Raw genomic sequence first — 17607 nt, 5'->3', positions numbered from 1 at the left:
GGGGGCGCATCGGCGCTGGGGGAGAGAAGACGCTAACCCCCGGACATTGAGGCGGCTTGGAAGCGCGCCGCCTCGACACCGCCAATCTCGCCCAGGCGCGCCCTGGGGTCCAATCGATTGTTTTTGGAAACTCGATAGGCGCGCCCTATATTGCAGGCATGATCCTGCCCACCGTCCGCCAACTGCAATATCTCAAGGCCCTGGCCGAGCACGGCGCCTTTGGCCGCGCCGCCGAGGCGGCCCATGTCACCCAGCCCACCCTGTCGGCCGGCATCCAGGAGCTGGAGCGCACCCTGGGCGCCCCGGTCGTGGACCGGGCGAGGTCCGGGGTGATCCTCACCGCCGTCGGCGAGGCCGCCCTGCGCCGGGCCGCCACCATCCTCAACGAGGCCGAGGAGATGGTGCAGGAGGCCCGCCACGCCGGCCAGCCCCTGGCCGGGCGGTTCCGCCTGGGGGTGATCCCGACCATCGCCCCCTTCCTGCTGCCCAGGGCCTTCCCCCTGCTGCGCACCCAGTATCCCAATCTGCGCCTGTTCCTGCGGGAAGACCTGACTCAGCGCCTGATCGCGGGCCTCAAGGCCGGCCAGCTGGACGCCGCCCTCATCGCCCTGCCTTACGAGACCACCGGCCTTGACCTCGCCCATGTGGCCGATGACGAGCTGGTCGCCGCCCTGCCGGCCAACCACCCCCTGGCCCAGATGAGCGCCACCCCGCCCGACGAGCTGGAGCGGGCGGAGATGATCCTGCTGGAGGATGGCCATTGCCTGCGCGAGCACGCCCTGGCCGCCTGTGGCCTGAAGGCGCCCCGGGCCAACGCCGATGACGGACCCTTCGCGGCCACCTCCCTGCCGACCCTGGTGCAGATGGTCGGCTCAGGGCTGGGCGTCAGCTTCCTGCCGGCCATGGCCGTGGCTGCGGGCCTGACCGACGCCGCGGCGGTGACCATCCGGCCGCTGGCCACCGACCATCCCAGCCGTGAGATCGTGGTCGCCTGGCGCTCGGGCTCCAGCCGCGCGGCCGAGGGCCGGCTGCTGGCCGAGATCATGCGCAGCGTGGTCGACAAGCCCCTGACCCACTGAGGCCTCGCCTTTTGGCCCCGGCGCCTTGCGCTCCGATATGTTTCGATATATCTATTATTTCGATAGATCGAAATAGGAACGAAAACACACATGCACCGACACTTTGGTTTCAACCCCCACCGCGCCCGTCACAGCCGCGACGGCATGTCCGGACACGGCGGACCGCTCGGCGGTCATGGCGGCCGGCGCGGCGGCGGACGGCCCCGCATCGGCCGCTTCCTGGAGCACGGCGACCTGCGCTTCGTGCTGCTGGCCCTGATCGAACAGGCGCCTTCCCACGGCTATGAGCTGATCCGCGCCCTGGAGGAGCGCACCGGCGGGGCCTATCGCCCCAGCCCCGGCGCCATCTATCCGACGCTGGCCCTGCTGGAGGACGAAGGCTTCGCCCTGCAGAGCGGCGGCGAGGGCGGACGCAAGCTCTATGCGATCACGGAGGCCGGCCGCGAGGCCCTGGCCGTCCAGAAGCCCTCGGTGGACGCCATCTTCGCCCGCATGAGCGCGGTGGGCGCCGATGACGCCGGCCGCGACAAGGTCCGCCGGGCCATGGAAAACGTGAAGATGGCGCTCAGGCTGCGCCTGGCCCGCGGGGCCAGCGACGCTGAGGCCGCCGCCGTGGCCGCCGTCCTCGACGAGGCGGCCGGCAAGATCGAACGTCTGTGAGGGCCAACCCCATGCTCACCGCAACCGCATCGGTCGCGACCGCCCACGCCCACCGCTACATGGTCCAGCTCTGCAAGCATTTCGGCCACAAGGTCACCGCCGAGTTCGACGAGACCAGCGGGCGTATCGCCTTCCCCATGGGCGAGACCCGCCTGGCCGTCGCCCCAGAAGCTCTGGAGCTGTCGGCCCAGGCGAATACGCCAGAGGACCTCGCCCGCCTGGAAGAGGTGATCGCCAGTCACCTCAAGCGGTTCGCCTTCCGCGAGCCGGACCTGGCCGTGGCCTGGCGCCCCGAGGCCTGAACCCTCAGGCTGGCAGGACGATGACCCCGTCCTCGTCGGCGAACAGCTTGTCGCCCGGGGTGAAGATCACGCCGCCGAAGGCGATCACGACATCGGTCTGCCCCTGATCGCGGCGGACGCTGCGCAGGGGCATGGTCCCCAGCGCCTTGACGCCCAGGTCCAGCGTGGCCAGGACGGGGGCGTCGCGCACCGCCCCGTGGACCACCAAGCCTGCCCAGCCGTGATCGACCGCGCTCTGGGCGATCATGTCGCCCACCAGGGCGCAGTTCAGCGAGCCGCCGCCATCCACCACCAGAACCGCGCCGTTCCCCGGCGTGGCGAGGATGGCCTTCACCTTGGAATTGTCCTCATGGCAGGCCACCGTGCGGATCGGCCCGGAAAACGCCTTGCGGCCGCCGAGGTCGCGCATCTGCAGGCGCAGGACCTGGGCCTGGCCCTCGTTCTCGTCGCTGAGGTCGGCGACCGACGTCTGGGATTCCGACATGGGGCGAGGGCTCCTGCGTAGAATGAATGTGCGTCCCGCTGATAGCCGCAGGGGGCATGATCTTCCAACCCCTTGCCAGGGCGGGCGGTGGCGGGGGAAACTGGTTTCGCCGCCCGCCCATTTTGGCGGCATACCATTTCATAGAGATCGCGGACGCTTCAACGAGCCGCGACGACGCATTAGGGACGACAAGCATGGCCGACGAGACGATTTCCCTGGGCGCCCGCCTGGCGGACCTGGCGCGGGAAAAGCCGGACGCCCCGGCGGTCTCCTGCGGCGACGAGACCCTGACCTATGGCCAGTTCCACCGGCGCACCAACCGCCTGGCCCGCGGCCTGATGGCGCTCGGGGTCAAGCACGGGGATCTCGTCACGCTGGGCCTGCCCAACAGCATCGGCTTCGTCGAGGCCTGCTGGGCCCTGTGGAAGGTGGGGGCGACGCCGCAGCCGGTGTCCTTCCGCCTGCCCAAGGCCGAGCTCGAGGCGATCATGGAGTTGGCCAGGACCCCCATCGTCATCGCCGCCTTCGACCATGCGATCGACAAGCCCCTGGTCAATATCGACGATATCGCCGCCAAGGCCGATGACGACAGCGACCTGCCCGACGCCATCGCGCCGGTCTCCAAGGCGCCCACCAGCGGCGGCTCCACCGGCCGGCCCAAGCTGATCCTGGCCGGCCAGCCGGGGGTCACGGCGAAGGAGGCGCCCGAGGTCGGCGGCTGGCAATTGCGGGCCGAGTCCGTCGCCCTGCTGCCAGCGCCGCTCTATCACAACGCGGGCTTCGGCATGATGATGTCGGCCATCAACATGGGCGCCCACATCGTGGTGATGCCGAGGTTCGACCCCGAAAAGACCTTGGCCGAGATCGAGCGCTGGAGGGCCACCTGGATCTACATGGTGCCGACCATGATGAACCGGGTCTGGCACCTGCCCGAGGAGACGCGGGCCAAGTACGACCTGTCCTCGCTGCAGACGCTCTGGCACCTGGCCGCGCCGTGCCCGCCCTGGCTGAAGGAGGCCTTCATCCACTGGCTGGGGGGCGAGGTGATCCAGGAGCTCTATGCGGGCACCGAGGCCCAGGCCTCCACCGTGATCTCCGGAACCGAATGGCTGGAGCACCGCGGCTCCGTGGGCAAGGTCCGCATGGGCGAGATGGTCGCCATGGACGAGGCGGGAAACCCCCTGCCGCCCCGGGAGGTCGGCGAGATCTATATGCGCCGTCCCGAGGGCGCCGGCCCGTCCTACCAATATCTCGGCGCCACGGCCAAGACCCTGCCCGGCGGCTGGGAGAGCCTGGGCGACATCGGCTGGTTCGACGAGGACGGCTATCTCTACCTGGCCGACCGCCGTACCGACATGATCCTGGTGGGCGGCTCCAACGTCTATCCGGCCGAGATCGAGGCGGCCCTGGACGAGCATGAGGCGGTGATGTCCTGTGCGGTCATTGGCATCCCCGACGACGACCTGGGAAACAAGATCCACGCCATCGTCCAGGTGAGCCGGCCGACCACGGAAGCCGAGCTGCGCGACTATCTGTCGTCGCGTCTGGTCACCTACAAGCAGCCCCGGACCTATGAGTTCGTCGACGAGCCCCTGCGCGACGACGCCGGCAAGGTCCGCCGCTCGGCCCTGCGCGAGGCCCGCATCGAGGCGCTGAAGGCGCAGCAGCCGGCCTGAGCCGGCGCGGTGCGTGCTTCGAGGCTCGCTTCGCTCGCACCTCAGCATGAGGAAGCGGGTTGGGCGACAGCCTCTCAGTCGTCCTCATCCTGAGGCGCCGCGAAGCGGCCTCGAAGGACGAGGGCGGCCGCACCTCATCACCAGGGATGACACCGCGCGCCTGCGCGGATAAGGCCAATCACATTGATCAGAACCATAATCCGGGAAGGGACATGAGCATTAAAGGCAAGGCCTACATCATGGGCGCCTACGAGCATCCGCTCCGCGACGCCCCCGACAAATCCACCCCCCAGATCCACGCCGAATGCGCCAAGGGCGCGCTCGAGGACGCGGGCCTGACCAAGGACGACATCGACGGCTACTTCTGCGCCGGAGACGCCCCGGGCTTCGGGGGCATGTCCATGATCGACTATATGGGCCTGCGGAATGTCCGTCACATGGACTCCACCGAGACCGGCGGCTCGTCCTACATCCTGCATGTGGGCCACGCGGCCCAGGCGATCGCCGAGGGCAAGTGCAAGGTGGCGCTGATCACCCTGGCCGGCCGTCCGCGGCAGAACCAGTTCGGCGGCTTTGGCGGCGGCGCCCGTCCGGGCAAGCTGACCGACGGCCCGCCTGAGGCCGGCTTCGAGAACATCTACGGCGGCACGACCCACAACACCTACGCCATGTGCGCCGCGCGCCACATGTACGAGTACGGCACCACCTCCGAGCAGCTCGCCTGGATCAAGGTCGCCGCCAGCCATCACGCCCAATGGAACGAGCACGCCATGCTGCGTGACGTGGTCACGGTCGAGGACGTGCTGAACTCGCCGATGATCTCCGATCCCCTGCACCGGCTGGACTGCTGCGTCGTCTCCGACGGCGGCGGCGCGCTGATCGTCACCAGCCCCGAGATCGCCAGGAGCCTGAACCGGCCGATGGTCAAGGTCATCGGCGCTGGCGAGAGCCCCAAGGGCCCGATGGGCGGCCACGACCTGGACCTGACCCATTCGGGCGCGCTCTGGTCTGGCCCCATCGCCTTCGAAGAGGCCGGCGTGAAGCCGTCCGACATGAAGTACGCCTCGATCTACGACAGCTTCACCATCACCGTGCTGATGCAGCTTGAGGATCTCGGCTTCTGCGCGAAGGGCGAAGGCGGCAAGTTCGTCGCCGACGGCAACCTGATCTCCGGCGTCGGCAAGCTGCCCTTCAACACCGACGGCGGCGGCCTCTGCAACAACCACCCGACCAACCGCGGCGGCATCACCAAGGTGATCGAAGCCGTCCGCCAGCTGCGCGGCGAAGCCCACCCTAAGGTCCAGGTTCCCAATTGCGACCTGGCCATCGCCCACGGCACCGGCGGCTCGCTCGGCACCCGCCACGGCTCGGCCACCCTCATCATGGAACGGGAGTAGGTCCCATGAGCGATACGAAAACCGCCCCTGAGGCGCAGGCCCGCAAGATCCCCGCCCCGGCGGTGACCATTGAGTCCAAGCCCTTCTGGGACGCGGCCGCCGAAGGCCGCTTCCTGATCAAGCGCTGCAACGGCTGCGGCAAGGCCCACTGGTATCCGCGCGCCATCTGCCCGATCTGCTTCTCCGACGACACGGTCTGGGAAGAGAGCCCGGGCGAAGGAGTAATCTACGCCCACTCGGTCATGCGCCGCTCGCCGACCGGCCCCTTCGCCATCGGCTATGTGACGCTCGATGAAGGCCCGGCCGTCCTGACCAATTTCGTGGACTGCGATCTCGACGCCCTGGCCATCGGCCAGCGGGTCAAGGTCAAGTTCCAGGAGACCGAGAACGGTCCCCCGGTCCCAGTCTTCAGCCCGGTCTAGGCTCCTCCCCATTTCCGTCACCCTCGGGCTTGACCCGAGGGCCCATGCACACAGGCCTCTGGCTGGTGTTCATGGATGGCCCGGTCAAGCCGGGCCATGACGGGGGAGGGGTTGTGCGACCGCCCTCGTCCTTCGAGGCCCTTCGGGCGCCTCAGTATGAGGACGGACTGATGGGCTTCAGCCCCCACCCACCTCCCTCATCCTGCGGTGCGAGCGCAAGCGAGCCTCGAAGGACGCAAGGCCCTCTCGACACGGCCAAGCCGGCCGTGCGCTTATGACGCCCGATGCGTTCCGAATTCCTCCCCCGCTCGCCCCTGCGCCTGATCGCGCCCCTGATCGCTGCCCTGGCGCTTGTCGCCTGTCAGGAGGGACCGAGCCGTCCGCCCTGCGCGGCTGGCGAGACCTGTCTGGAGTTCGGCAACAATACCGAGCCGGCGACGCTGGACCCGCAGAAGAGCAATCTGGTCGACGAGTTCCAGGTGATCGGCGACCTCAATGTCGGCCTGACCACCGATGCGCCGGACGGCACGCCCATCCCGGCCCTGGCCGAACGCTGGGAGACCAGCGCCGATGGCCTGGTCTGGACCTTCCATCTGCGCGAGGCGCGGTGGTCGGACGGGGCGCCCATCACGGCGGACGACTTCGTTTACGCCTATCGCCGAATCCTGGCCCCGGAGACGGCGTCGATCTACGCCTATCTGGTCTTCCTGCTGAAGAACGGCGCGGCGGTGAACGCCGGCCAGGCCGCGCCGGAGACCCTCGGCGTCCGGGCGCTTGGTCCGCGCACCCTCGAGCTGACCCTGGACCACCCGGCGCCCTACCTGCCGGAAATGCTCAAGCACCTGTCCTTCTTTCCTGTGCCGAAACATGTGGTGGAAAAGCTCGGGGACGCCTGGGTGCGGCCGGGAAACTATGTGAGCAGCGGCCCATACCAGCTCGTCGCCTGGCGGCTGGGCGAATATATCGAGGTCAAGAAGAACCCCGAGTTCTGGGACGCCGAGCAGGTCTGCGTCGACACCATCCGCTACTATCCGACGCCTGATCAGGTGACCGCCGAGCGCCGGGTGGCGGCGGGCGAACTCGACATCAACACCGCCTTCCAGTCCAACCGGCTCTCGCGGATCAATGAGGCGATGCCTGGCTATGCGCGCACGCACATCTCCCTGGCCACCTCCTATCTCTCGTTCAACACCCGCGAGGTGGCCGCCTTCCGCGATCCGCGGGTGCGCAAGGCCCTGTCGGCGGCGGTGGACCGGGACTTCCTCACCGACAAGCTGATGCGCGCCGGTCAGGTCCCGGCCTACGCCTTCGTGCCGCCGGGCACGGCCAACTATGTGGAGGACGGCCCGAAGGCGAGCTTCGCCGGCCTGGGCTTCGAAGCCCGCCAGGCGCTGGCTCGCCGGCTGCTGGCCGAAGCCGGCTATACGCCTGAGCGCCCGCTCTCCATCGAGATCAAGACCGGCAACACCCCCGACACCATCCTGATCGTCCAGGCCATCCAGGCCGACTGGGAATCGGTGGGCGTCCATGTCCGCCTGGTGCAGAACGAGGGCCAGATCGCCTTCGCCGCCTACCGCCTGCGCGACTTCGACGTCGGCGCCATGAGCTGGTACGCCGACTATAACGACCCCCTGACCTTCCTGGAGCTTCTGAAGTCCGACACCGGGGCGCAGAACTATGGCGACTATTCCAATCCCCGCTATGACGCCCTGCTGGCCGCCGCCAACGCCGAACCCGACCTGGCGGCCCGGGCCGAACTCCTCGCCCAGGCCGAGGCCCTGATGCTGGCCGAGGACGCCCTGGCGCCCCTTTACTTCGTGGTCAACAAGGCCCTGGTGGCGCCCCGGGTCACCGGCTGGGTGGATAATATCGCCAACTTCCACCGCAGCCGCTGGCTGTGCGTGGACGGCGCCGGGCAGGGCGGCGCTTGACCCCTTCCTCCGGGCGGCGCAAAGGCGCGGCGTGAGCCAGACCCCGCCCACCGATTCCGCAAGAGACGTCGCCGCCCCGGGCGAGCCTGCGTCCCCGCCGCCGCCGGCCCCCCGCCGCGGGGGCATGCTGCGTTCGTCGGTGATCTTTGCGGCGCTCACCCTGTTCAGCCGGGTGCTGGGCCTGGCCCGGGACCTGGTGGTCACCGCCAAGCTGGGCGCCAGCCTGACCATCGCCGCCGACGCCTATTATACGGCGCTGGCCTTCCCCAACCTGTTCCGCCGGATCTTCGCCGAGGGCGCCTTCGCCGCCGCCTTCGTGCCCGGCTACGCCAAGCGGCTGGAAGGCGAGGGCGAGGCGGTCGCCAATCAGTACGCCGCCGATGCGGCGGCCGGCCTGGCCGTGGTCACGGTCGCCCTGACGCTCGTGGCCCAGGCGGCCATGCCGTGGCTGATGTACGCCATCAATCCCGGCTATGTGGATGAGCCCGACAAGTTCCGGCTGGCGGTGATCCTGACCCAGATCACCATGCCCTATCTGCCCTGCATGGCGATCGCCGCCCTGTTCTCCGGCATCCTCAATGCGCACGGCCGGTTCATCGTCTCGGGCTTCTATCCGACCATATTGAACGTGGTCATGCTGGCCGTGGTCTGGCCGCAGGGGGATGCCATCACCGCAGCCTATGCGGCCTCGGTGGGCGTGATCGTAGCGGGGATCGGCCAGGCGGCCCTGGTCATCTGGGCCGCCCGAAAGGCCGGCGCCCGGGTGCGGTTCGTGCGCCCGCGGCTGACGCCGGACATGAGGGCCCTGGTGCGCCGGGCCATCCCGGCGGCCATCGCCAACAGTGCCACCCAGATCAACATCTTCGTCTCCGGCATCCTGGCCTCGCAGGTGGCCGGCGCCCGGGTCTGGCTGAACGTCGCCGACCGGCTCTATCAGCTGCCCATGAGCCTGGTGGGGGTGGCCATCGGCGTGGCGCTTCTGCCCCGCCTCTCCCAGTCCCTGCGCCGGGGCGACGCCGCCGACGCCAAGCTGGTGATGGACCAGGGCCTGGTGTTCGGCCTGGCGCTCAGCCTGCCGGCGGCTGCGGCCCTGATGGCCATGCCGGTCTATCTGATCGACGGCCTGTTCACCCGCGGCGCCTTCGTCTTCACCGACGCCGCAGCCGCCGGCGCGCTCCTGTTCCACTATGGCTGGGGGACGCCGGCCTTCGTCCTGCAGCGCATTCTGCAGCCGGCCTTCTTCGCCCGCGACGACACCCGCACCCCCATGCGCTTCGCCCTGATCTCAGTGGCGGTGAACATCGTCGCCGGGGTGGCCCTGTTCTTCGTGATCGGCGTGCCCGGCATCGCCGCGGCCACCAGCCTGGCGGCCTGGATTGCGGTGATCCAGATGCTGCTGGCGCTCTGGCGGCGGGGCGACTACCGGCCCTCGCCCCAGGTGATTTCCAAGATCGTCCGGGTCGCCGCCGCCAGCCTGGTCATGGGGGCCGCGCTCGCCTTTGCGGCCCTGAACCGGGCGGCCATCGAGGCGGCGCTCGCCGGCCTCGACCTGCCCCTGATCGGCGCCAAGGAGATCGGCGTGCTGGGGCTGTCTCTGGCCGGCCTGGCGCTCTACGGCCTGCTGGTCCTGGTCTTCGGCGGGGTGACCCGCGCCGAGCTCAAGGCCGCCATGACCCGGCGCAGCGGGACGCCGGCGACGCCCGTGGATCTGGGCTAGGGCTTTTCGCCCTCCCCCCAGCGTCATCCTGGGCCTTGTGCCCAGGACCCCTCGCGACGCTTGCGCCTGCCCTCGACAGGGATGCTCGGCACAAGGCCGAGCATGACGGGGTTTGGGGTTGAGGCGGGGCTGCGCCTCGCCCTGGCCCTCTCCAGACTTGCCACCGGACCTTGGCCCGACTATGCGCATCGGCATGGCTTTTCCGGCTCGGATCTCCTGGCGATGGCGCCGCGCGTCCTGAACGCCCCTTCCTAGGGGGCGCAAAGCCCCTGCGCGTCCTCGGCGCGTGTCTTCAAACTCCCCTCGAAGTCGAAGCCTTGATCCCATGACCGACCAAGTCCCCCCCGCCTATAGCGGCCCCCAGCGCGTGCTGTCTGGCGTGCAGCCCTCCGGCGCCCTGCATCTGGGCAACTATCTGGGCGCGCTCGTAAAGTTCGCCCGCCTGCAGCACGAGATGGACACCTTCATCTTCGTGGCCGACCTGCACGCCATCACCGTCTGGCAGGACCCGGCCAGGCTGGCCGATCAGGTGCGCGAGATCACGGCCGCCTATCTGGCCGCGGGCCTGGACCCGGAAAAGGCGACCATCTTCCCGCAGTCGGCCGTGCCGGCGCATGCGGAGCTGGCCTGGATCTTCAACTGCGTCGCCCGCCTCGGCTGGCTCGACCGGATGACCCAGTTCAAAGAGAAGTCGGGCAAGCACAAGGAGCGGGCCAGCGTCGGCCTCTACACCTATCCGGTGCTGCAGGCCGCCGACATCCTGCTCTACAAGGCGACCCACGTGCCGGTGGGCGACGACCAGCGCCAGCACCTGGAGCTGACCCGCGACATCGCCGCCAAATTCAACCACGACTTCGCCGCCGAGGGCTTCTTCCCCCTGCCCGACGCCCTGACGCAAGGCCCCGGCTCGCGGATCATGTCCCTGCGTGACGGGACGGCGAAGATGTCCAAGTCCGACCCGTCGGACAATTCGCGGCTGAACCTGCTGGATGACGAGGACGCCATCGCCCAGAAGGTCCGCAAGGCCAAGACCGACCCCGAGCCCCTGCCCGAAACCCTGGACGAGCTGAAGGGGCGGGCCGAGGCGGAGAACCTGATCGGCATCTATGCGGCGCTGGATGGGCGGACCGCGGCCGAGGTGTTGACCGAATTCGCCGGCCAGGGCTTTGGCGCCTTCAAGCCCAGGCTCGCCGATCTGGCCGTGGCCAAGCTCGGCCCGGTGGGCGGAGAGATGCGGCGGCTGATGGCCGACCCGGGCGAGATCGACCGCGTCCTGGCCAAGGGCGCCGAGCGGGCGCGGGCGGCGGCGGCCCCGACGCTCGCGGAGGTGCGGGCCAAGGTGGGCTATTGGGGCGCCTGAGGCCCAGCCCGCGGCCCCTCTTGCCCAAATCCCGCAGCCGGGCCAACGTCGCCCCATGAGTCAGCGCAAGTTCCTCGTCATCGCCGACGACACGCCCGAGTTCCAGACCGCCCTGCGGTTCGCCTGCCGCCGCGCCCGGTCCACCGGCGGCCACCTGGCCATGCTGCGGGTGATCGAGCCGGCCGTGTTCGAGCACTGGTCGGGCGTGCGCGAGGAGATCGAGCGCCAGGCGAGAGCCGAGGCCGAGGCCTTCCTGCAGAAGATGGCCGAGTTCGTCATCGCCGAGACCGGCGCGGCGCCGGAGTTCATCATCGTCAACGCCGAGAGCGCCCGCCAGGCCCTGCGCAGCGTCATCGCCGACGACCCCGACATTAAGATCCTGGTCCTGGGCGCGGCGCCGCACGGCCGCGGGCCAGGCCCCCTGGTCTCCTCCATCGCCAAGGAGGGCATTCGCTGGGGCGGCCGCAACCTGCCGGTCACCGTGGTGCCGGGCGAGCTGACCGACGCAGAGATCGCCGACCTGGCCTGAGGGCGTCGCGTCCTTCGAGGCTCGCTTCCGCTCGCCCCTCAGGATGAGGGGCGTGGGTGCAGGCGGCGCCCTCTCATTCCGACCTCATCCTGAGGCGCCCTGCGTCAGCAGGGCCTCGAAGGACGAGGACGGTCGCAGGGCCCCCGCCGCCATGCCCCACCAACACCAGGGGTCTTGCGCCCCGCGGCCGCAGAGGCCACATCTGATCCATGTTCATCCAGACCGAAACCACCCCGAACCCCGAGGTCCTGAAGTTCCTGCCCGGCCGCGACGTGGCCGGCGAGGGGAGCCACGACTTCCGCACCATGGAGGCGGCCCAGGCCTCGCCCTTGGCGGCCGATCTCTTCGATATCGAAGGGGTGGAGCGGGTTTTCTTCGGCCCGGACTTCGTCACCGTCGGCAAGGACGTCCATTCGGCCTGGCCGCACCTGAAGGCGCCGATCCTGGCGGCCATCATGGACCACTTCACCTCCGGCAGGCCGCTGTTCACCGGCGAGGCCGCGGCGCTGGACGAGGTCGAGCCCGTCTATGAGGGCGAGGTCGCCCAGATCGTCACCGAGATCAAGGAGCTGCTGGACAGCCGCATCCGCCCGGCCGTGGCCCAGGACGGCGGGGACATCGTCTTCTCCCGCTTCGAGGCCGACACCGGCGTGGTCTGGCTGCACATGAAGGGCGCCTGCGCCGGCTGCCCTTCCTCGACCGCCACCCTGAAGTCCGGCGTCGAAAACATGCTCAAGCACTACGTCCCCGAAGTCACCCGGGTCGAGCAGACCCTGTAGGGCGCGGACGACGGGAGGGCTCAGCGCCTGACGGCGGGGGCGCCCTTCATTTAGCCCCTGGCCAAGGCGCTGGCCGCCTTGCCGTCATACTGGCCGCCGAAGTTCGTCTTCAGGTGGGCCATGATGGTCCCGACGTTGGCGTCGGGGTTTGTGGCTCGGAAATCGTCGATGGCCTGACGCAGTTCCGAGTCCGTCATCTGCTTCGGACCATATGAGGACAGGATCGCCAGTTCGGTTTCAGCGGCCCTGGCGCGCTGGTCGACCTTGGACGCATCGCTGCCGGCCTCGATCAGGCGGGCGCGCTCGCTCGCGAGGTTGTCTAGGGTCAATTTCGTATTCTTCAGGAACTTCGCGACGGTTGCGGCGACCTTCTCATCTGTGATTTCCGTCACGCCGCGCTTGAACTCTTCGGTCGTGATCTGCGTGGCTTCGCCGATCAGCGTGGTGAGCAGGTCAGCCTTCAGACGGTCGTTCGACTTACGCGCCGCGAGTTGGTCAGCTTTGAGCTCGTCGAGCAGAGCCATGTCGCCGTCCTTTCAATTCAATCTATTGGGCCGTTCCGGAGTGGGGGAGCCAGACCGCCGTTCGCGCGCGGTCGCGCCGGAGGGGGCAGCATAGCAGGCGCTAGCAATATCCACGGCCGCATTCCGTCAGCCGTGCGCCAGCACACGACATTGGGTTCGGGCCGCAGAGCGGACCTTCACCTTCCATGCCAACCCAATGGCTGCCCCCGTCTAATCGGCCAGCAGTGGTAGGAGCCCAAAGCATCCGATTTCATTTCGGTTTCACAGGTTGCGCTTTGTGCAATCAAGGGGTACCTTCTTTGTTAGGAGATCGCCCCATGAGCAAGAACGTCGTCTATCTGCACGGCCAGCCAAGCCCGATCGGGCACTTCCTGCGGATCGGCACGTCCGGTCATCGTCAGCTAGAGACGCTGCTGAGCTCCGGGAAAATGATGGTCGACCGCGTTGTGGTGGAGGCGTCGGCAGCGACGCGACAGCGCGACCTCATCAGCGCAATCGGTGAAGCTGGCGGAGAGCTGATCCTCGACACCAATGTCGCGGAATTGTCATCCGTCGGTCGTTTCTCCGGAGCAGCCAAGGCTACGCCTTGGGCCAATCCGGACGCGGTTCTCACGCACGACGATCTTCGTCCGAGCGCGCAACGCGACGTGATCGGGCACATCGCCCGCTTTGCCGTGCGCGAAGGTTTCCACGCCGTCCAAGCTCCGGCCCATGTCATCGAGGACTCCACCGATCCCCTCTTCCGCTTGGACCTCCAGTCGGCCGTTGCGCTGCGCAAGGCGCTGGACGCTGAGGGGGGCAAGCACATCGGCTTGGATTTTCCCCTGATGATCAAGAATGCCTCTCTGCGCGATCCCGTGCAGCGGCGGGCGTTCATCGCCGGCCTGGCCGACACGCCCTTCGACAACCTGTGGTGCCGCGTTTCAGGGTTCGGAGCCGACGCCACGCCCTCGGGTCTGCGCCGCTACATCGCCGCTGTGATGGATTTCCATCGCCTGGATCGCCCGATTATCGCTGATGGCGTGGGAGGCCTCACCGCGATGGCGATTGCTGCGTTCGGCGCAGCCGGAGGAGTATGCCACGGGGTGGCGGAGAAGGAGCGGTTCAACGCTTCCGACTGGCATAAGCCGCCGCAGAGTGGGGGCGGCGGCCGAGAGAAGCGGGTGCTCGTGTCGGGTCTTGATCGGCTGCTGAGCATGAAGCAGATGGCCGCTCTGATGGCCGCCCCCGGCGCGCGTCGTCATTTTAGCTGCGGCGACCCATCCTGCTGCCCTCGAGGGCTCGACGACACCTTGAAGGATCCGAAAGCACACTATCTGCGCCAACGTCATCGTCAGGTCGAAGAGCTCTCACGCGTGCCCGAATCGCGCAGGGCTCAACACTTCCTTGAAAAGCAGCTGGCCCCCGTCGAGAAGTCGGCACGCCAGGCCGCGAAGCTCAAGGTGGCGGACGAGGCCCTGGCCAAGTCGCTCCAGAAGATCAGCGAGCACCTGGAAAAGAAGCACGCCGTGCTGGAGGCGCTGCATGCGGCCATGCCGGACGCCGCCCATTCTCGTGCGCCAGCGCGCCGTAAGGGGCTACCCTTGGGCGCAACAATGCGTAAGAGGTGACGTCATGAGTACGGCCGTCGCCAGAATTCTAGAGGGCCTTCGCTCCGTCGGAGGGCTGCAGGGTAAAGACATCGCGAACATCGTCGATGTCTCGACCGCCACTGTCTCGCGCTGGTCGCACGGCAATGGGTCGCCTAACCTCCGCACACAGACCGTCATCGCCGATCTGCGCTATGTCGTTGATCGCCTCAGCGACTTTTACACCGCCGACGAGACCAGGCTTTGGCTTCACTCGCGCCATCCCCTGCTCAATGGAGAGCGGGCGATCGACCTTATCAACACCGATCGCACCGAAGAGGTGCTCGCTGTGATCGAGCGCCTCGACGCTGGGGCGTATGTCTGAGGCGTGACTGAGCGACGGGCCCGCGATCTTCAGCTACTCGACGCGCTTGATGCCCATGCGGGCGTAAGTTTCGACGGCGATGTATGGCGCATCGTGCGTGAAGAGCGCGACGTCCTTCAAGGATATCCCGCCGCCGCGCGATGGGATCCGGGGTCCTTCGATGTCCTCTACACCGCCCTTGCGCCAGAAGGGGCGTTGGAGGAAATCCATTTCCACCTCAGTCGCCAACCCGTGTTTCCATCCAAGATTCGCTCGGTACTGCACCGGATCGCGGTCCGCACCCAGCGCACGCTGAAACTGGCCGACCTTCAAGCGGTCGAAGCGCTTGGCGTCACGCCTGAGACCTACGGCACACTCGACTACGGCCGCTGCCAGGAGATCGGAGACGCCGCCGCCTTCCTGGGCTTTGACGGCATCCTGGCGCCCAGCGCGCGATGGCCGTGTCAAAACTTGATCCTTTTTTCGGAAAGCTATGGGCCAGACGAGCTGCAGGTGGTCGAAAGTGCGCCTGTAGACTGGGCCGACTGGCGGGCGCGTCGGCTCGAAGTTCGCAAGAGCGCCCTGGAGGCCGACTGATGCGATGGGTGACGTGACCCCGTTTCTCAACCAGCGATAACGAGAGTCCTGGGTTGATCTGAGCCTTGCTCGGCCGGCGTCTCCGGATATGGCTCTGGCGTAGTCCCTGGGCGTCAGCCAGCCGAGCTTCGAGTGCGGTCGCTCTTCGTTGTAGTCACGCCCCCAGGTCTCCAGCCCGTGCGGGCATGGGGCAGCGATCGGAAGCGGACTTTCTCAGGGGCGGCTTCGAGCCCAACCCGTCATTGGCGACTTGGCGTTGCGACGACGCCCACCTGTCGGGACGCGCTCTAGGCGGGGGCTTCCTAGCGCTTGGTCAGGATCGCCGAGGTCAAGGGCCGTCGACGCGCCACGCTGGTGGCGGTCCAGACTAGGACCGAGGTCGAGAGCAATATCCCTGAGACCAGGGCGCCGATGGTCAGCAGGCCGGCCGGTGTGACCTTCACCTTGGCGACGAACCGGGCGTCGCCGACGCGGAAGCTGGCGGCGGCGGTGTTGGGGTCGAGCATATCCATGCGGGTCTCCGGGCCTGGGGATTAGCCAACAGGTTTGCGCAAGCCCCGTTCCCCGCGCCAGTCCGAACCCGGCTTGCGCTTTCCATTCCCGCGCGGGCCTGATAGCGCCCGCTCATGATCGTGCTCGCCCTTGACACCTGCCTGGACGCCTGCTCGGTGGCCGTTCTCGACGGCGCCGCGGTGCGCGCCCAGGCGAGCCACCCCATGGGCCGGGGCCATCAGGAGGCGATCGCGCCCCTGGCGCAGGCCGTGATGGGGCAGGCGGGCCTGGCCTTTTCCGAAATCGAGCGCATCGGCGTGACCATCGGCCCCGGCTCCTTCACCGGTCTGCGGGTGGGGCTGGCCTTCGCCAAGGGGCTGGGCGCGGCGCTGTCCATCCCGGTGGTCGGCGTCGGAACCCTGGCGGCCCTGGCCGAGCCCCTGGGTCGGGGCCTGGTCTTTTCCGTGATCGATGCGCGCCGGGGCCAGGTCTATCTGCAGGCCTTTTCCGAAGGCCGGCCCCTGATGGCGCCTGACGCCCTCGAGGTCCCGACGGCGGCGGCGCGGGTGGCCGAGCTCTCCGGCGGCCGCGAGGCGGTTCTGGTCGGCAGCGGCGCCGCCCTGCTGGCCGATCTGATGCCCGGCGCACGCATCGTCGATGCGCCGGCCTGCGATCCCACCGCGGTCGCGCGGCTGGCGGCGGCCCAGGCCAGCCCCGCCGCGCCGCGGCCCCTCTATCTGCGGGCGCCCGACGCGCGGCTGCCGGGCGGCGCGCCCGGGCCGGACATGGCATGAGCCTCACCCTTAGCCCCGCCGGCCCCGAGGCGGCCGAGACCCTGGCGGCCCTGCACGCCGCCGCCTTCGACAAGCCCTGGAGCGCCTCGGAGATCGCCGCCCTGATCGGCGGGGCCGGCGCCTATGCGGTGATGGCGAGCGACGCCGCGCCCCTGGGCATGGTCATGTCGCGCATCCTGTTTGAGGAGGCCGAGATCCTGACCCTGGCGGTGGCCCCGCTGGCCCGGCGTCGCGGTGTCGGCTCGGCCCTGGTGGCCGCCGCCGCCGGTCTCGCCCGCCAGGGCGGCGCCTCGAGCCTGGTGCTGGAGGTGGGGGAGGACAATCCCGGCGCCATCGCCCTCTATGGCGCCAGCGGCTTCGTCCAGGTCGGGCTGCGGCGGAACTACTATGACCGTGGGGGTCGACAGATCGACGCCTTGTTGATGAGGCTCGATCTTAACAGCGAGCGGCCTTAGACCTATTCTTCAGGTTCAGCGACGAGGAGGACCGGCGTGGATCGGATCGAAAATCTCTGCATTGAAAAAGGGATGCGTATGACCGAGCAGCGCCGGGTGATCGCCCGTGTGCTGTCGGCCGCCGACGACCACCCCGATGTGGAAGAGCTCTATCGCCGCGCCCACCAGGTCGATCCGCACATCTCCATCGCCACGGTCTATCGCACGGTGCGGTTGTTCGAAGAGGCCGGCATCATCGCCCGGCTGGACTTCCGCGACGGCCGCTCGCGCTATGAGGAGGCCACCGACGACCACCACGATCACCTGATCGACATGAAGACCGGCAAGGTGGTGGAATTCGTCGATCCCGAGATCGAGGCCCTGCAGGTGGCGATCGCCCGCAAGCTCGGCTACCGGCTGGTGGACCACCGGCTGGAGCTCTATGGCGTGCCCCTGGAAGACTGAGGCGGCCGAAATCGGGGGCGGCCGCACAGCTTC

20 protein-coding genes and 1 pseudogene are annotated in these 17607 nt (G+C 68.5%); 17 read left to right on the top strand and 4 right to left on the bottom strand.

Annotated elements, in window-relative coordinates; genetic code table 11:
- Window positions 1-158 precede the first annotated feature (158 nt).
- The 3 genes from Q8L83_RS09315 (at window position 159) to Q8L83_RS09305 (ending at window position 2041) form a co-directional block, all read left to right on the top strand.
- Window positions 159-1079: a hydrogen peroxide-inducible genes activator gene (locus Q8L83_RS09315; protein ID WP_305286271.1), complete on the top strand. Its 921-nt coding sequence runs from the start codon at window positions 159-161 to the stop codon at window positions 1077-1079.
- Between the two features lie 90 nt (window positions 1080-1169).
- Complete coding sequence (locus tag Q8L83_RS09310; RefSeq protein WP_305286269.1) at window positions 1170-1739, top strand: PadR family transcriptional regulator; 570 nt, start codon at window positions 1170-1172, stop codon at window positions 1737-1739.
- Window positions 1740-1750: 11 nt separating this feature from the next.
- Window positions 1751-2041 (top strand): DUF2218 domain-containing protein, encoded by a 291-nt coding sequence (locus Q8L83_RS09305; RefSeq protein WP_305286266.1) that lies wholly within the window; start codon window positions 1751-1753, stop codon window positions 2039-2041.
- A gap of 4 nt (window positions 2042-2045) precedes the next feature.
- On the opposite strand, the gene rraA is transcribed toward Q8L83_RS09305, so the two are convergent.
- Window positions 2046-2525, bottom strand: a complete 480-nt coding sequence (gene rraA / locus Q8L83_RS09300) for a ribonuclease E activity regulator RraA (protein WP_305286264.1) — start codon at window positions 2523-2525, stop codon at window positions 2046-2048.
- Window positions 2526-2719: 194 nt separating this feature from the next.
- Between rraA and Q8L83_RS09295 the strand changes: the two genes are divergently transcribed.
- The 8 genes from Q8L83_RS09295 (at window position 2720) to Q8L83_RS09260 (ending at window position 12336) form a co-directional block, all read left to right on the top strand.
- Complete coding sequence (locus tag Q8L83_RS09295; RefSeq protein WP_305286263.1) at window positions 2720-4201, top strand: AMP-binding protein; 1482 nt, start codon at window positions 2720-2722, stop codon at window positions 4199-4201.
- Window positions 4202-4413: 212 nt separating this feature from the next.
- Entirely contained in the window at window positions 4414-5598 is a 1185-nt protein-coding gene (locus Q8L83_RS09290) for a thiolase domain-containing protein (protein ID WP_305286260.1), read from the top strand.
- Window positions 5599-5603: 5 nt separating this feature from the next.
- Window positions 5604-6020 (top strand): Zn-ribbon domain-containing OB-fold protein, encoded by a 417-nt coding sequence (locus Q8L83_RS09285; protein ID WP_300574730.1) that lies wholly within the window; start codon window positions 5604-5606, stop codon window positions 6018-6020.
- Window positions 6021-6304: 284 nt separating this feature from the next.
- Entirely contained in the window at window positions 6305-7951 is a 1647-nt protein-coding gene (locus Q8L83_RS09280; RefSeq protein ID WP_305286257.1) for a peptide ABC transporter substrate-binding protein, read from the top strand.
- Between the two features lie 124 nt (window positions 7952-8075).
- Window positions 8076-9668 (top strand): murein biosynthesis integral membrane protein MurJ, encoded by a 1593-nt coding sequence (gene murJ, locus Q8L83_RS09275; protein ID WP_305286302.1) that lies wholly within the window; start codon window positions 8076-8078, stop codon window positions 9666-9668.
- 325 nt (window positions 9669-9993) lie between these two features.
- Window positions 9994-11028: a tryptophan--tRNA ligase gene (gene trpS, locus Q8L83_RS09270; RefSeq protein WP_305286255.1), complete on the top strand. Its 1035-nt coding sequence runs from the start codon at window positions 9994-9996 to the stop codon at window positions 11026-11028.
- A 55-nt stretch (window positions 11029-11083) separates the two neighbouring features.
- Window positions 11084-11557: a universal stress protein gene (locus Q8L83_RS09265; RefSeq protein ID WP_304711501.1), complete on the top strand. Its 474-nt coding sequence runs from the start codon at window positions 11084-11086 to the stop codon at window positions 11555-11557.
- 209 nt (window positions 11558-11766) lie between these two features.
- Window positions 11767-12336: a NifU family protein gene (locus Q8L83_RS09260; protein WP_304712666.1), complete on the top strand. Its 570-nt coding sequence runs from the start codon at window positions 11767-11769 to the stop codon at window positions 12334-12336.
- Between the two features lie 50 nt (window positions 12337-12386).
- Here Q8L83_RS09260 and Q8L83_RS09255 read toward each other — a convergent pair whose 3' ends face one another.
- Window positions 12387-12860, bottom strand: a complete 474-nt coding sequence (locus Q8L83_RS09255; protein ID WP_305286251.1) for a GatB/YqeY domain-containing protein — start codon at window positions 12858-12860, stop codon at window positions 12387-12389.
- A 317-nt stretch (window positions 12861-13177) separates the two neighbouring features.
- Between Q8L83_RS09255 and Q8L83_RS09250 the strand changes: the two genes are divergently transcribed.
- Genes Q8L83_RS09250 through Q8L83_RS09240 form a run of 3 tightly spaced genes read left to right on the top strand, consistent with a single transcriptional unit; the run spans window position 13178 to window position 15389 of the window.
- Entirely contained in the window at window positions 13178-14470 is a 1293-nt protein-coding gene (locus tag Q8L83_RS09250) for a hypothetical protein (protein WP_305286249.1), read from the top strand.
- A 4-nt stretch (window positions 14471-14474) separates the two neighbouring features.
- Complete coding sequence (locus Q8L83_RS09245; RefSeq protein WP_305286247.1) at window positions 14475-14813, top strand: antitoxin Xre/MbcA/ParS toxin-binding domain-containing protein; 339 nt, start codon at window positions 14475-14477, stop codon at window positions 14811-14813.
- A 3-nt stretch (window positions 14814-14816) separates the two neighbouring features.
- The gene (locus tag Q8L83_RS09240; RefSeq protein WP_305286245.1) at window positions 14817-15389 is read left to right on the top strand and encodes an RES family NAD+ phosphorylase; all 573 of its coding nucleotides are present in this window, start codon (window positions 14817-14819) and stop codon (window positions 15387-15389) included.
- 114 nt (window positions 15390-15503) lie between these two features.
- Here Q8L83_RS09240 and Q8L83_RS18635 read toward each other — a convergent pair.
- Together Q8L83_RS18635 and Q8L83_RS09235 are read right to left on the bottom strand one after the other, a co-directional pair.
- Window positions 15504-15563, bottom strand: a pseudogene (locus tag Q8L83_RS18635) (integrase core domain-containing protein); the annotation flags it as partial.
- Between the two features lie 128 nt (window positions 15564-15691).
- Entirely contained in the window at window positions 15692-15901 is a 210-nt protein-coding gene (locus Q8L83_RS09235) for a hypothetical protein (protein ID WP_305286243.1), read from the bottom strand.
- Between the two features lie 117 nt (window positions 15902-16018).
- On the opposite strand from Q8L83_RS09235, the gene tsaB reads away from it, so the two are divergent.
- Genes tsaB through Q8L83_RS09220 form a run of 3 tightly spaced genes read left to right on the top strand, consistent with a single transcriptional unit; the run spans window position 16019 to window position 17574 of the window.
- Window positions 16019-16675, top strand: a complete 657-nt coding sequence (gene tsaB / locus Q8L83_RS09230) for a tRNA (adenosine(37)-N6)-threonylcarbamoyltransferase complex dimerization subunit type 1 TsaB (protein WP_305286300.1) — start codon at window positions 16019-16021, stop codon at window positions 16673-16675.
- Window positions 16672-17130 carry a GNAT family N-acetyltransferase gene (locus Q8L83_RS09225; protein WP_305286241.1) on the top strand — a complete coding sequence of 153 codons (459 nt, stop codon included), beginning with the start codon at window positions 16672-16674 and terminating at the stop codon, window positions 17128-17130. The genes tsaB and Q8L83_RS09225 overlap by 4 nt, the downstream gene beginning before the upstream one ends.
- 36 nt (window positions 17131-17166) lie before the next feature.
- The gene (locus tag Q8L83_RS09220; RefSeq protein ID WP_304712673.1) at window positions 17167-17574 is read left to right on the top strand and encodes a Fur family transcriptional regulator; all 408 of its coding nucleotides are present in this window, start codon (window positions 17167-17169) and stop codon (window positions 17572-17574) included.
- Window positions 17575-17607: the final 33 nt, after the last annotated feature.

The sequence above is a fragment of the Phenylobacterium sp. genome (assembly GCF_030680185.1).
Classification (GTDB): domain Bacteria; phylum Pseudomonadota; class Alphaproteobacteria; order Caulobacterales; family Caulobacteraceae; genus Phenylobacterium.
The sequence above is the reverse complement of the archived record's forward strand: the minus strand, read 5'-3'. Positions and strand labels throughout refer to the sequence as shown.

What these genes read in the sequence shown, in the direction of transcription:
- Q8L83_RS09235 (WP_305286243.1), bottom strand. Translation starts at nt 15,901, where the DNA reads ATGGATATGCTCGACCCCAACACCGCCGCCGCCAGCTTCCGCGTCGGC.
- Q8L83_RS09310 (WP_305286269.1), top strand. Translation starts at nt 1,170, where the DNA reads ATGCACCGACACTTTGGTTTCAACCCCCACCGCGCCCGTCACAGCCGC.
- trpS (WP_305286255.1), top strand. Translation starts at nt 9,994, where the DNA reads ATGACCGACCAAGTCCCCCCCGCCTATAGCGGCCCCCAGCGCGTGCTG.
- Q8L83_RS09255 (WP_305286251.1), bottom strand. Translation starts at nt 12,860, where the DNA reads ATGGCTCTGCTCGACGAGCTCAAAGCTGACCAACTCGCGGCGCGTAAG.
- Q8L83_RS09265 (WP_304711501.1), top strand. Translation starts at nt 11,084, where the DNA reads ATGAGTCAGCGCAAGTTCCTCGTCATCGCCGACGACACGCCCGAGTTC.
- Q8L83_RS09305 (WP_305286266.1), top strand. Translation starts at nt 1,751, where the DNA reads ATGCTCACCGCAACCGCATCGGTCGCGACCGCCCACGCCCACCGCTAC.
- Q8L83_RS09315 (WP_305286271.1), top strand. Translation starts at nt 159, where the DNA reads ATGATCCTGCCCACCGTCCGCCAACTGCAATATCTCAAGGCCCTGGCC.
- Q8L83_RS09250 (WP_305286249.1), top strand. Translation starts at nt 13,178, where the DNA reads ATGAGCAAGAACGTCGTCTATCTGCACGGCCAGCCAAGCCCGATCGGG.
- Q8L83_RS09285 (WP_300574730.1), top strand. Translation starts at nt 5,604, where the DNA reads ATGAGCGATACGAAAACCGCCCCTGAGGCGCAGGCCCGCAAGATCCCC.
- Q8L83_RS09295 (WP_305286263.1), top strand. Translation starts at nt 2,720, where the DNA reads ATGGCCGACGAGACGATTTCCCTGGGCGCCCGCCTGGCGGACCTGGCG.
- Q8L83_RS09290 (WP_305286260.1), top strand. Translation starts at nt 4,414, where the DNA reads ATGAGCATTAAAGGCAAGGCCTACATCATGGGCGCCTACGAGCATCCG.
- Q8L83_RS09280 (WP_305286257.1), top strand. Translation starts at nt 6,305, where the DNA reads ATGCGTTCCGAATTCCTCCCCCGCTCGCCCCTGCGCCTGATCGCGCCC.
- Q8L83_RS09245 (WP_305286247.1), top strand. Translation starts at nt 14,475, where the DNA reads ATGAGTACGGCCGTCGCCAGAATTCTAGAGGGCCTTCGCTCCGTCGGA.
- Q8L83_RS09260 (WP_304712666.1), top strand. Translation starts at nt 11,767, where the DNA reads ATGTTCATCCAGACCGAAACCACCCCGAACCCCGAGGTCCTGAAGTTC.
- rraA (WP_305286264.1), bottom strand. Translation starts at nt 2,525, where the DNA reads ATGTCGGAATCCCAGACGTCGGTCGCCGACCTCAGCGACGAGAACGAG.
- murJ (WP_305286302.1), top strand. Translation starts at nt 8,076, where the DNA reads ATGCTGCGTTCGTCGGTGATCTTTGCGGCGCTCACCCTGTTCAGCCGG.
- Q8L83_RS09225 (WP_305286241.1), top strand. Translation starts at nt 16,672, where the DNA reads ATGAGCCTCACCCTTAGCCCCGCCGGCCCCGAGGCGGCCGAGACCCTG.